Origin of the sequence: Aporhodopirellula rubra (genome assembly GCF_014192335.1) — a bacterium.
Lineage (GTDB): Bacteria > Planctomycetota > Planctomycetia > Pirellulales > Pirellulaceae > Rhodopirellula > Rhodopirellula rubra.
On sequence record NZ_JACHXU010000010.1, the window covers coordinates 126,400 to 138,248 of the forward strand.

An 11,849-nucleotide genomic window follows, 5' to 3' on the forward strand; every position below is an offset into this window, starting at 1 on the left:
ATGGAGTGGATGGTTGCGTGGCGGCAGATGCGGTGTTGTTTGCAGGAAGTGCGGCTCGTTCAATCCGGTGGTGGGGACTGCCGGAACGGCGCTTTCGCTTGGTCCGGCCTACGGGGCGTGGTGGCGATCTGCTTTGTGGGGTTTTCGAATTCTTTTTTTGTGCGTTGCATTTTACGTTGGTTTCCGTCCTTCCATGGGTGTGGGAGTTGCCTCGCAATTTCCCGCTTCTCTATTTGGATCCTTTCGAGGGGGACGTTTTATGGCTGCCAAGCATCGGTACGAACTTGCTGGGCTGCTGATTTTTTCTCTCGTCTTTGCCACTCATGTGATCGCTCAAGATGCAGTCGCGGGGCGTGAGCTGTTTGAACGCGAATGGGAATTTGTCGATCGTGGAGCGGGATTTGGAGAGTGGGAACCAATGCTTCGGATGCCCCATGGTCGAGAACGCGGGCATGGTCGAGGGATGGAGCGGGGGATGGAGCGAGGAAAAGACCGGGGGCCTCGGCCGGAACGCGGAGGGAATGAGCGAGGTTGGGGTTCGGCGATTGCCGGTGATGGAGCGGGCTTTGTCGCTCAGGACCAGGGCTTTGCGGACGACGGGCAGGAACTGGCCCCGGATGGATTGGGGCCTCTGCACAATGCCGTTTCTTGTGCGGCATGTCACCCAGGTGGTGGTGCGTCGGGGGTGAGTCATAACGTGACGCGGCTCACGGTTGATCCTCGCTCGCCATTTTTTGAGCAGCCGATGGAACGTGGTGGACGCGGTGGCAGGGATCGTTCCGTGACGGAGCTCTTTCCCGGGCTGGTCTCAGGAAACGAGTTGTCGTTTAAGACGATCGTTCATGATCGGTCGACGCGGCCGGGTTACGATGTCATCCGTCAACGTTTGTTGTTAGGCGTACCCAACGGATTGTCGCCCGAGTGGTTCAGTCCTGATGTGCGGACCGTCGAAGCTATCGCCATGCAGCCGGTTGTCGCGGGACGGTATCGAACGCTCGACTACTATCTCAGTCAGCGCAACACAACGCCGCTGCATGGCATGGGAGAGATTGAGCGGATTTCCATTAACCGATTGAACGCAGTTTCCCTTTCTCAAAATCGATTGTCCGGCGGTGTGGTCTCCGGTCGCGTCGCGGGGAAGTACGGATGGCGAGGGCAAGTCAGCACGTTGTCTGACTTCGTTGTAGGAGCCTGTGCGACTGAGTTGGGTTTGAACGTGCCCGGCATTGCGAAACAAGCCGATGATCCTGCTGATCCTCGCTACGTTAACTCGGCACCAGACATCTCAACGGCGCAGATCGCGGATCTAACGAGCTACGTCGGCGGTCTGCCGGCGCCCAAGAAAGCACTGTTGTCGTTGGACGAACGCAAGCGGGTTCGCCGTGGAGAACAGGTGTTCCATTCGACGGGGTGTGCCGTTTGTCATGTCGCAGATCTGTTGCCCGCGCGAGGGATCTACAGCGATTTGTTGTTGCATGATATGGGGGCTGAATTGCAGGATCCTTCGCCGGCGCCCGCCTACGAGCAGGCCGGAACCCGAGCAGCCATTTACGACGGTCTCTCCAGAAATCAGTACGGGCGTGATGCGACATCCCATTACCGGTCAGGGCGTCGTCCCGATCGTGGACGCTCTGCCCAGAGAGAATCCGACTCCATTGTCTTAGCGAGTGCGCCCCAAACGATTGCGATGGACGATCCTGTGGAACCGCAGTTTCCGCGAGGTGAGATCAGTGACGCGGACCTGCAGGGGCGGTACCGATTTTCATGGGATGCTCTGCAGCGGGAATGGAAAACGCCGCCGCTTTGGGGCGTTGCAGATTCCGCACCCTATCTTCATGACGGACGCGCCGAAACGCTGACCGACGCGATCCAGTGGCACGGCGGGGAAGCAGAAACGTCCAAGCGAAGATTTCTCAATCTGAACAAAGATCAACAGCAATTGCTGCTCGCGTTTTTGGGTAGCTTGAAGTCACCACTCGAGTGAACGAGATTTCGACGGAAAGGCTGGCGTCGCGGGGGCCGGCATGCGTGGTCTCGTGAGCACATGAGTGACGTGACGCTGGTTGATTGAGGGATGCTGGAACTGCGCGTTGCTCGGTCCGCCCTACGAGGCCAACGGAAGAGTGTCGTGTGGAATGGGTGGTGTTTTGTTGGCTGGAGTGTTTAGGGATTTGTTGAACGCGCCCGTTCTTCGTGGTGATGAACTCTTGTGAAGATGCGTTTGAAATGCGGAGAGTTCGACGGGACTGTGGCCGTGAAAAACATCGTTTGATGTGAGCGGTGATGAAGTGAGCTGGCGCACGACTTGCTTAGGTCGAAACGCTAAATGGAAAACTTTTCCTTCCCACTTCAAAATCGAAAGGTCATGTATGTTCTATCACGATGGTGGCAAGCTTCAGTATCCCGTTCGCGTTGAGAAACCGAGTCCGATCTTTGCTAAGGCGTTGCAGCAAGCAATTGGCGGCGTCCAGGGTGAAGTTCGCGTTTGCTTGCAATATCTGTTTCAGGCTTGGGGGGCGCGGGGCCCGGCGAAGTATCGAGACATGCTGCTGGAAACGGGGACCGAAGAAATGGCCCATATTGAAATGCTGGCGACCGCGGTGGCGTTGAACTTGGAAGGCGCGCCTTTGGAACAGGAGGAAGCCGCGAAAGACCCGGTAGTGATGGCGGCAATGGGCGGCATGAACATCCAACATGCCATTGGTACCTGCATGGCCGCCATGCCGGTCGACAGCGAAGGCGTGCCGTTCAATTGCAGTCACGTGTACGCCAGCGGGAACGTTGCGGCGGACATGTTAGCCAACGCGACTGCGGAATCGACGGGACGCATGCTCGCGGTTCAGTTATGGAAAATGACCGACGATCCCGGCATGAAAGACATGTTGAGTTACATGATCGCACGCGACACGATGCACCAAAATCAATGGCTCGCGGCATGGGAAGAGTTAGATGGTCCGGAGAATCATCCGATCCCGAATTCGTTCCCGCAAGAGAACGAGAACAGTGATTACGCATACGCGTTCATGTCCTTCGGAATTGGCGACGACTTTAAAACGCCCAGCGGCGAATGGACCAAGGGCAAGTCGTTTGACGGAAAAGGTTCCAACTCCGTGGTCAGAATGCGACCACTGGGCGACAAACCGCAGTTGGGGGCCGCTTCGCCGAAGTCGGCAGCACAAAAAGGTCAAATGAAGAAATGAGTGTGAGCTCTAACCCGTAGTCGAAAACTTCGAAGGAGAGATGATGAAAAGTGGTATGAAACGGCGGGAAGCGGTCGGCACGTTGCTGACCGCGGGCGTCGGTGGATTAGCGGGCTTTCTCGCAAATCGGCCGGTGCAAGCGTCCGACGGGAGTGCTTCGGTGACGGACGTGTTCTGCTCGGAGCTAACGCTTTCCCCGCAAGCCGATTCGCAGGACAAAAAGGCGAATCTGTTGCAAGAATTCGTGCCAACGCGCGTTCGGTCTGGACATGTGTTCTGCACGCTTACCTCGCAAGACCCTAAGAACCCGGCAATCACTTCCGTGTACGCGGCGCCAGTCGTGCGTGATGGCCAGCCCGGTGCGGAGATCACGATTCACTTTTTGGGGCAGCCCCAAAGTGACGTGCATCTGAGCCTGTTGCATGTGGGCGTGTCTGCGTAGAGTTTTTTGGCGAACAACTTAGGTTTGCGAGATCGTGTTGCTCGCCAGAACGTGGTCCACCGCCTGAAGCAGTTGGCTGCAACAACAATTAAAATCCGTCACGATCGTTTTTGGTCGTGGCGGATTTTATTGCTATCGATCGAGGCCGTTTGTGTCATTCGAACGGAAGCGGATCTGCAGCGTGATGAAATGACCGGTTTTTCGCTCAGTCGCCGTTCATTGATCGTGCAGAGTGTGATCACGCATATGGTCGATCGTGCAAATGGTGCCCAATCATCCCAACGGAAATGGTCGCAGTGCGATCAGAGTGCGTAGTAGACGATCAATCCCAGCGAATTCACCACCAACACGCAGGAGGAATCGACGCCCATCCCCAGAATCGTTTTGTCGCGTCGTTCCAACATTCCGCTCAGATAGACACTGGTGACGACGATTCCCGGTGACGCGATGAACCCGGTGGTTGGTTGCAGTGCATCAAAGATCACGCCGTCTCGAGAAGCGATATCCGCGGGCGATAACAACGATATTTCGAGACTGTTGGTGTCCTGAATAATTGCTGCTGGCATGCGGTACGCGCCGAATCTCTCGGCCGAGAATGTTGTGCTGAATTCTGGCAACACTGTTGTTGCCGAAGTGGACCGTTCGGAAGACATCGCGGGATCAGTTTTGCCACTGATAACCCACCCGATTGCGATGTGATGCGCCGCCAGCCATGGACTCACTGGCATTGGATCCGTGAACGACCAGGTGCCCGTTCTGGCTTCGCAAAGCGAGACGTATTTGAAATGTTCCTTGCGGGCGATGGCAACTGGGTTACACGGGGATTCCATTACGAGGCGGATGGATGGGTTGGGGGGCGTTTGTGACAGAATGGGAGATAGTGGGCAGGCATGAGGTTTGTTGTGATCAGAATACGTCGGCGGCCTAACGGACTGATTGTCTTGACCATTTGCGTTGGAGCGATGCGAATAGCAGGAAGGTTGTGCTGAGCGGAAATGAAGATCAGTTGCAGTGGTTCGCGGTTGCCGGAGCGGTGTCGCTTTGCTGCTCGATCCGGCCTGTTCTGTTTCTGGTTTTGTGTGATCAGAAGGGGCTGGTCCTTGCGAGTGTTGTGCTGGCCTGCCCGTGCGGGGGCTTTGTGATAAGCTGGCGAACTTGCTCGGTGGAGCATGGGCCGCGAAATGAATTGAGTTCACAATATTTGGTGGATGTCAGTACAGCCCTCCGTTTTCTCTGCCACGATCACGCACCTCGCACAACTCTTTGACGGGTAACCGCTTCATGATTCGGGTCTTTACTGCACTCCTGCTGACCATCACTTTTTCAACGTTGCTGGCTGCTGAGGATTGGCGCGTCTGGCGTGGGCCGACTCTGGACAATCACACGCCGGCCTCGGCGGCAGAGTCCATTCCGGTGTCGTGGTCCGAATCAGAGAACGTGCTGTGGCGCAGTCCTGTTCCGGGGAGTTGCCACGCGACTCCGATCGTCGTTGACGACAGCATCTTCGTGCTCACCCACGAGTCTGACACCAAGACACTTTCGCTGTTGCGGTACCGCCTCGACGACGGCGAGCAGCTAAGTCGCGTCGTGCTTCACGAGGGCGTCGAGCCGCCGAGTTACATGCACAAGAAGAACACCTGTGCTCCGGGGACGCCTTCGAGCGACGGCACGACGGTCTTCGTATCCGCTCAAGTCAACGATACGATTCAAGCCAGTGCGATCTCGGTTGACGGAAAGATTCTTTGGCAGCGAATCGTGGCGCCGTATGAGAAGAGCAGCAAGTTCTGGTTCGGCTACGGTGCGTCGCCGTTGTTGCTGGAAGACTCGCTCGTCGTTGCTGTGGATACCGACAACGATCAGTCTGGACTGTATGCTTTGGCGAAGGACAGCGGCGAGCAAGTTTGGAAAACACCGCGTCCCAAAGCGGCGAGCTATTCATCACCGATCCTCGCGACGATTGGAGGCCGCCCGCAGATCTTGATCAGTGGCGGTGATCAAGTCGCTTCCTATGACCCCAATACCGGTGAACCGATATGGACGGTGAAGGCCACTAGCGAAGTTACCTGCGGGACGATCGTGTGGAAGGATTCGATGGTGTTCGCGAGCGGAGGTTATCCGGACTCGGGGACGTACGGCATCCAAGTAACCGGGAACAGCGCCAAGGTTGTTTGGCAGAACAAAGCGAAGTGCTATGAACAGTCGATGTTGGTCGCGGGTGATTATTTGTATGGCATCGCAAACAACGGGATCGGGTATTGCTGGCGAGCATCGGACGGGGAGCAGATGTGGCGTGAGCGTATCGAGGGGCCACATAGTGCGTCTCCGTTGCTGATCGGTGATCGCATTTACGCGTCCGATGAGCGAGGTGAAACGTTGGTGTTCCGTGCCTCGCCGGACGGCTTCACGAAGCTGGCCAGCAATCGTTTGGGCGACAGTTCGTTTGCATCACCTGTCTACGCCAACGGCAAGTTGATCCTGAGGCACGCGTCCAACGATTCAGGTCAGCGGGAAGAGTTTTTGTACGCGATCGGCAAATCTCAAACGAGTCCGTGAACGACGCCGAGAAGCGGGCTGGTTCGCGTGGTATCGCAAGGTGATCCGATGGATATCGGTCGGGCAACACTTCGGGAAATACCCTACGAATCCGATTCAATTGCGTTGAGTACGTACGCCTTTTGTTGCTCGACCAACGCGTCGAGGGATGCGACATCAAATTGGGTGGTGTGGTCGATGACGGCGGAAAGTTTTGAAGCGTCGTTGCTGTCGGGCTGGTAGAAACTGGCACCGAACAGCGACGCACCTCGAAGGTCACAACCACGGAGGTCGGCCCCGGATAAGTCGGCGCCTTCGAGGTCCGCGTTGGCTAGGCACGCTCCGCGAAGGTCGGCGAGTTGGAGGTTCGCGTTGGAGAGATTGGCGCCGCGGAAGTTCGCATCTTGTAAATTTGAAGAACGGAAATCCGCGTGTCTCAGTAACGCCTCGCTAGCGTTCAGTTTGGTCAAGTCGCGATGTGCCGCGTTGATGCTGCGAAGATCTCGCCCGCTGAAGTCACGGGCCTCAATGACACGCAACGCTTCTTGTTTCGTCAGCGTCGGGGCCATGTAGCGTTCTTCTCGCCAAGGATCGGCTCCGTTGTGATAGCCTGCCTCGGATTCCCAATAGCCGAGTCGTTCTTCGCTGAGGAATTCGATCCGCCGGACCCACTTCACGCTCTTGTAAAAATACTTGCCCGGAACAACCATTCGTATCGGGCCGCCGTGTTCGGTCGCGAGTGGACTGCCATCGGCCTGCAAGGCAATCATCGGATCAAGGTCCAGCATTTCGTTGAGCAACAGCGACGTTGAGTGATTGCGTTCGCTTCGTGCCACGAATGAAACAACTTTTGCTTTGTCGGTCCAGAGAGGTGTGTCGCCGTCGTGCAGCAAATCGTGCAGTTGCACTCCCGTGAAAGTCATTGCGGGTTTCGACCATCGCGTCACGCAATGAACGTCGATCTGACGTGTTACATGCGGCATCGCCAAAATCAGGTCGAGGGAAAACGTGAGCGAGCGGTGGACGCATCCGCAAATCTCGAGCGTCCACGGTGAGTCGGTCTCACCGGGGTGCCGTTCGCCGACGACGGGCCAGCGGTCACCTCGGACGAGTTGCTGGTTCGGAGGGAGAGGATTGTTAGTCATGGCGGCATGTTAACCGATGCGTGTGTCGGCGACACGGATGCCATCGTCGCTCGAAACGTGATGCGGGAATACGAGCCAACAGAATCGATAAATTGGCGGAATGTCCGCGATGACATCAATCAACGTTGTTGTGACGGACACTCGTTTTCGTGGTGTAACGAGCGTTTCGACACTGTGCCTGTCGCGTTTTCGATTGGGGATCTGTTTGATTGACGCGTCATGGGGGGCGATGAGTTGACGATCGAGGATAATCGCGTGTGTTTGAACGAGACGTGTCTGTTTCGTTATGCGACGGCTGCTTTCTGCGGCATGATGCCGAGATGGATCGTTGTCGGTCGTTACAGAGTTTTGAATTTGAAAGATTGCAAGGGAGAGTCTCACCGTGGCAAAAGAACTGGCCGGTAAAGTCGCGTTGGTAACGGGGGCGTCACGTGGCATCGGGCGTGCGATCGCCGAACGTTTGGCGGGCGATGGTGCGTCTGTCGTTGTCAACTATGCGGGCAGCGTTGAGGCCGCTGGGCAGACGGTTGCGTCGATCGCCGATGCGGGCGGTAAGGCGGTCGCGGTTCAGGCGGACATTAGCAAGACGGCTGAAGTGCGACGACTTTTCGATGAAACGGTTGAGCACTTCGGGGGCATCGATGTGTTGGTCAATAACGCCGGGGCCTTGTTTACAAAGCCTGTTGTGGACGTTGAAGAGGAGGAGTTTGACCGGTTGTTCGGCGTGAACGTGAAGGGGACGTTCTTTTGTTGTCAGGAGGCGGCGAAACGAATGAACGAGGGCGGGCGTATCATAAACCTGTCATCGACGACAACGGCATTGATGTTGCCCGGTTATGGAACCTATGTGGCGACCAAGGGCGCCGTCGAGCAACTGACACACGTGCTCGCCAAGGAACTCGGTTCACGCGGAATCACGGTTAATGCGGTGTCGCCCGGGCCAACCGACACAGTGTTGTTCAACGAGGGCAAGTCAGAGGAGCAAAAGCGATCGTTCGCGCAAATGACAGCGTTGGGCCGATTGGGGCAACCGAGTGATATCGCCGATGCGATTGCCATGTTGGTCAGTGCAGATGCGGGTTGGATCACGGGCCAAAATATTCGTGTCAACGGCGGACTGATGTAGTGCCGCGACAAGAGCATTCTGAATCGATACGTGCCGGTTCTAGTCGCTGGATTTGAGAGAGCGTGGGACGCCGTTTGTTGACGGTGGTTGCGACAACATGGAAACGGCTTTAGCCGTTGGGGGCGGTAATGGGGCGTGGGGTGGGGAGGCTCGTAGTGATCAATTCTTCGAGTTCACCTTTGGCGGCAGGTTTGACCACAAAGTGATTGAAACCGGCGTCGAACGCGAGTTGTTTCTCGCGTTCTTCGCAGCGTCCGGAGAGTGCGATCACGAGGCCCGTGTAGCCGTGATTGCGGAGTTCACGGACGACTTGGCGTCCTTGAATGTCGGGCAGGCCGAGGTCCATCACGACGCAGTCCGGTGGCACGTCCGCGACGATGTTTTTGGCCGCCGTGCCGCTGTGGCAGATTGTCGTTCGATAGCCCTCGAGGTTGAGCAACATTGCCGTCGCTCGGGCAGCATCGACGCTGTCGTCGACGACGAGCACATGCACGCTGCCGCTGCCGTACTGAGCTTCGTTTCGGAGTTCTTCTTTGCGGCGTTCGCGTTGCGACCGGAGGGCATCGATCGAAAGAATCTCGGCGAGCCTGCGAACTTTCTCGATCAGTTCTTTGGCATCGACGGGTTTGGATTGATAGTCGTCACATCCGACTTCGAGGCAACGTTCTTTGTCGCCCGCCATCGCGTCCGCGGTCATCGCGATGATGGGGCGTTCGAAACCGGTCGCACGCAGTTCCGCGGTCGCGGCGTAACCATCCATCTCAGGCATTTGCATGTCCATGACGACGACGTCAAACGGTTGGCCGCGTTTTTCGGCCGCACGAATTGTTTCGATGGCTTCACGACCGTCGGTAGCGGTCGCGACAGTCGCGCCTGCGCCGTCCAAGATGTGTTGTCCGACAAACCGGACGTCGCGTCGGTCGTCGACCAGCAACACATGGCAATCGAGGCAGACGTCGTTGCGCGGGCGCTGGGTTTGGTGTGACACCTTATCGATTTGCAGTTTTTCAAACGGCATCCCGTTGAGGTCACCGACCGGAATCTCGACGCGGAAGGTTGAGCCGACGCCCTCTTCGCTTTCCACGGTGAGTTGGCCGCCGAGCATGGAAACGAGGCGTTTGCTGATCGAGAGCCCCAGACCGGTACCGCCGAAACGTCTCGAAACGGAAGAGTCCGCCTGCGAGAATGGTTTGAAGAGTTTGGACATGTGCTCTTTCGAGATTCCGATGCCGGTATCCTGGACGTCAAACCGGATTCGGTGTTCGTTGTTGCGTCGAATGTGCGACGCCAGCAGTTTGACTTGGCCGTGTTCGGTAAACTTGATCGCATTACCGATCAAATTGATGAGCACTTGTTTGAGCCGTTTCGGATCGGTTTCGATGGTCGAGGGTAACGTGCCTTCTCCGATGACGCTGAGGTCGATCGTTTTCTCTTCCACTCGGACCTGCATCAACGACCAGATGTCCTGCAGGATTTCAGTGAGATTGCATTTCTCGGGTTCGACGTCGAGTTTGCCGGCTTCGATACGTGAGAGGTCGAGGATGTCATTAATGATATCGAGCAGGTGGTTGCCGTTTCGTTTGATCGTTTCGACACATGCTCGATTGTCGACATCCTCGATATGAGTCAGCAGCACGTCGGCGTGGCCTAAGATCGCGGCCATCGGGGTACGGATCTCGTGGCTCATGTTTGCCAGGAATTCGCTCTTACTGATGCTGGCTTGACGGGCCTTCTTCTCACTCTTTCGCAGTGCCTCTTCGGCTTCGCGTTGGTCGGTGATGTCCGTGTTGGTTCCGAACCATCGAAGGATTTTTCCCGACTTGTCTTTGATCGGGACGGCGCGGGATAGGAACCATCGATAGTTGCCATCTTTCCCCCGTAAAGGAAACGTGTCGTCCCAGACTTCGCCGGTTTCCCGAGCACGCATCACGCTCTCGCGAACACGGTCAACGTGATCAGGATGATGGACCTTAGTCCATGCCCAATCTCGCATCTCTTCGAGCGTCGAACCCGTGTAATCGAGCCAGCGTTGGTTGTACCAATTGATGCTGCCGAGGTCGTCGCACGTCCACGCGAATTGACTCATGTTGTCGGCGAGCATGCGGAAGCGTTCTTCGGATTCGCGAAGGGCTTGTTCGATTCTGGCTCGTTCGACGATCGCCCAGGTTCGTTCGGCGGTGTCTTCGACGAGAACGATTTCGTCAGCGGTCCATTGGCGCGGCGATGCGTTTTGGACGCCGAAGACGGCGACTAACCGTCCGGCCTTGAGCAGTGGGACGGCGATAAACGCGCGGATTTGCAGACGCGGATAGATCTCACGATCGCCATCGCCGATTCGCGGATCGTTTTGCACGTCATGAACGACTAAAGTCCGACCGGCGTGGCATTCAACGAACACCAGCGGGCCGAAGTCGCTCAGTTCGTATTCGCCCACGACGCTCGGCACGCCGAAGGTGTAGTCGCGGTGGATAACGATGTGTGATTCGTCGGGATCGACGTCAACGTAGAGTGTGCGGCTGACACCCAGGTGCACGCCTAGGACTTGAGCGGCCTCGGCCTGGATTTCGGTAGGGTCGGCGAGCGTGCGCAGCGAGTCAGCCAAGGCGACCCGGAACGCGTCACGAGCGGCGGTCAAGCTGAGTTTTTGATTGAGGTCTTCAACGAGTTTGCGATCGGCGACGGCGTCTTCCATCAAATTCAACGCCGCGGTGCGAGCGTCCTCGAGTTCGTCGACACTATTACGGAGTTTCGTTTCTCGCTCTCTCAGCCGTTCGCGTTCCGATTCGAGTTTGACGACCATGTCCAACGTTGAGTACGCCGCCGAAGCGAATTTGCTGAGGCTCGTCAGCAGTCGCACGTCCTCCAAGTCAAACTCGCGGTGCTCGTCGTGAGAGACCGCCCACACGGTCCCAACCGCCTCTCCGTTGAGATAGAAAGGGATCAGTAAGCTTTCGTGAATGGGCGGCAACGCGGAGGCGAGGTACGGAAAGTATCGCTCGGGGCGACGAAACAATTGTTCGGAATCTCGCTGCATCACGACGGCACACGGGCCAAAGTTTCGTGGGGTTCCTTTCCCGATGTGAGGGCTCCACTGGCCTGCGATCGCGGGCCAGTAGAAGTCGCCAGTTTCCTCGGAGATCAGACTGACGCCTGCCGAACCGACACGGAGCAATTCCAACGTCTCGGTGGCAATCTTTTGGAGAATGTTGTGTGGCGAATTGGCGAGGTGCTCGGCGAGTGTCAGTAGGACCTTGGCCTCCGTTTCATGATCGGTCGCGCGTGACGTGCGGTTTGCGAGGGCGTCGGTATGAAGGATCGATTCGAGCGTGACGCCCGGCGGAGGTCTCAGGTGTGCCGGGTCGAATCCGCAGCCTTCGCGATTGATTTCTGACTTTTGCGACATC

Annotated in this window: 9 protein-coding genes; 5 read left to right on the plus strand and 4 right to left on the minus strand. The window is 56.9% G+C overall.

The genetic code is table 11. The features are described 5' to 3' along the window. Positions 1-259 precede the first annotated feature (259 nt). The 3 genes from FHS27_RS14950 (at position 260) to FHS27_RS14960 (ending at position 3,642) form a co-directional block, all read left to right on the plus strand. Positions 260-1,984, plus strand: coding sequence for a di-heme oxidoredictase family protein (locus FHS27_RS14950; protein ID WP_184305716.1), 1,725 nt, complete (start codon positions 260-262; stop codon positions 1,982-1,984). Positions 1,985-2,369: 385 nt separating this feature from the next. Beyond that, positions 2,370-3,200, plus strand: coding sequence for a manganese catalase family protein (locus FHS27_RS14955; RefSeq protein WP_184305717.1), 831 nt, complete (start codon positions 2,370-2,372; stop codon positions 3,198-3,200). A 55-nt stretch (positions 3,201-3,255) separates the two neighbouring features. Beyond that, the gene (locus tag FHS27_RS14960) at positions 3,256-3,642 is read left to right on the plus strand and encodes a hypothetical protein (RefSeq protein WP_184305718.1); all 387 of its coding nucleotides are present in this window, start codon (positions 3,256-3,258) and stop codon (positions 3,640-3,642) included. A gap of 302 nt (positions 3,643-3,944) precedes the next feature. On the opposite strand, the gene FHS27_RS14965 is transcribed toward FHS27_RS14960, so the two are convergent. Continuing rightward, positions 3,945-4,208, minus strand: coding sequence for a hypothetical protein (locus tag FHS27_RS14965; RefSeq protein WP_184305719.1), 264 nt, complete (start codon positions 4,206-4,208; stop codon positions 3,945-3,947). A gap of 715 nt (positions 4,209-4,923) precedes the next feature. Here FHS27_RS14965 and FHS27_RS14970 point away from each other — a divergent pair. Further along, on the plus strand, positions 4,924-6,195 hold the full coding sequence (locus FHS27_RS14970; RefSeq protein ID WP_246419818.1) for an outer membrane protein assembly factor BamB family protein: 1,272 nt from the start codon (positions 4,924-4,926) through the stop codon (positions 6,193-6,195). 83 nt (positions 6,196-6,278) lie between these two features. Here FHS27_RS14970 and FHS27_RS14975 read toward each other — a convergent pair whose 3' ends face one another. Next, positions 6,279-7,319, minus strand: a complete 1,041-nt coding sequence (locus FHS27_RS14975; protein ID WP_184305720.1) for a molybdopterin-dependent oxidoreductase — start codon at positions 7,317-7,319, stop codon at positions 6,279-6,281. Between the two features lie 9 nt (positions 7,320-7,328). After that, positions 7,329-7,700 carry a hypothetical protein gene (locus FHS27_RS14980; protein ID WP_184305721.1) on the minus strand — a complete coding sequence of 124 codons (372 nt, stop codon included), beginning with the start codon at positions 7,698-7,700 and terminating at the stop codon, positions 7,329-7,331. A 1-nt stretch (position 7,701) separates the two neighbouring features. Between FHS27_RS14980 and FHS27_RS14985 the strand changes: the two genes are divergently transcribed. Continuing rightward, complete coding sequence (locus FHS27_RS14985; protein WP_184305722.1) at positions 7,702-8,445, plus strand: SDR family oxidoreductase; 744 nt, start codon at positions 7,702-7,704, stop codon at positions 8,443-8,445. Between the two features lie 109 nt (positions 8,446-8,554). On the opposite strand, the gene FHS27_RS14990 is transcribed toward FHS27_RS14985, so the two are convergent. Next, entirely contained in the window at positions 8,555-11,848 is a 3,294-nt protein-coding gene (locus FHS27_RS14990; RefSeq protein ID WP_184305723.1) for a response regulator, read from the minus strand. Between the last annotated feature and the right edge of the window lies 1 nt (position 11,849).

What these genes read in the sequence shown, in the direction of transcription:
- FHS27_RS14970 (WP_246419818.1), top strand. Translation starts at nt 4,924, where the DNA reads ATGATTCGGGTCTTTACTGCACTCCTGCTGACCATCACTTTTTCAACG.
- FHS27_RS14975 (WP_184305720.1), bottom strand. Translation starts at nt 7,319, where the DNA reads ATGACTAACAATCCTCTCCCTCCGAACCAGCAACTCGTCCGAGGTGAC.
- FHS27_RS14950 (WP_184305716.1), top strand. Translation starts at nt 260, where the DNA reads ATGGCTGCCAAGCATCGGTACGAACTTGCTGGGCTGCTGATTTTTTCT.
- FHS27_RS14955 (WP_184305717.1), top strand. Translation starts at nt 2,370, where the DNA reads ATGTTCTATCACGATGGTGGCAAGCTTCAGTATCCCGTTCGCGTTGAG.
- FHS27_RS14965 (WP_184305719.1), bottom strand. Translation starts at nt 4,208, where the DNA reads ATGCCAGCAGCAATTATTCAGGACACCAACAGTCTCGAAATATCGTTG.
- FHS27_RS14990 (WP_184305723.1), bottom strand. Translation starts at nt 11,848, where the DNA reads ATGTCGCAAAAGTCAGAAATCAATCGCGAAGGCTGCGGATTCGACCCG.
- FHS27_RS14960 (WP_184305718.1), top strand. Translation starts at nt 3,256, where the DNA reads ATGAAACGGCGGGAAGCGGTCGGCACGTTGCTGACCGCGGGCGTCGGT.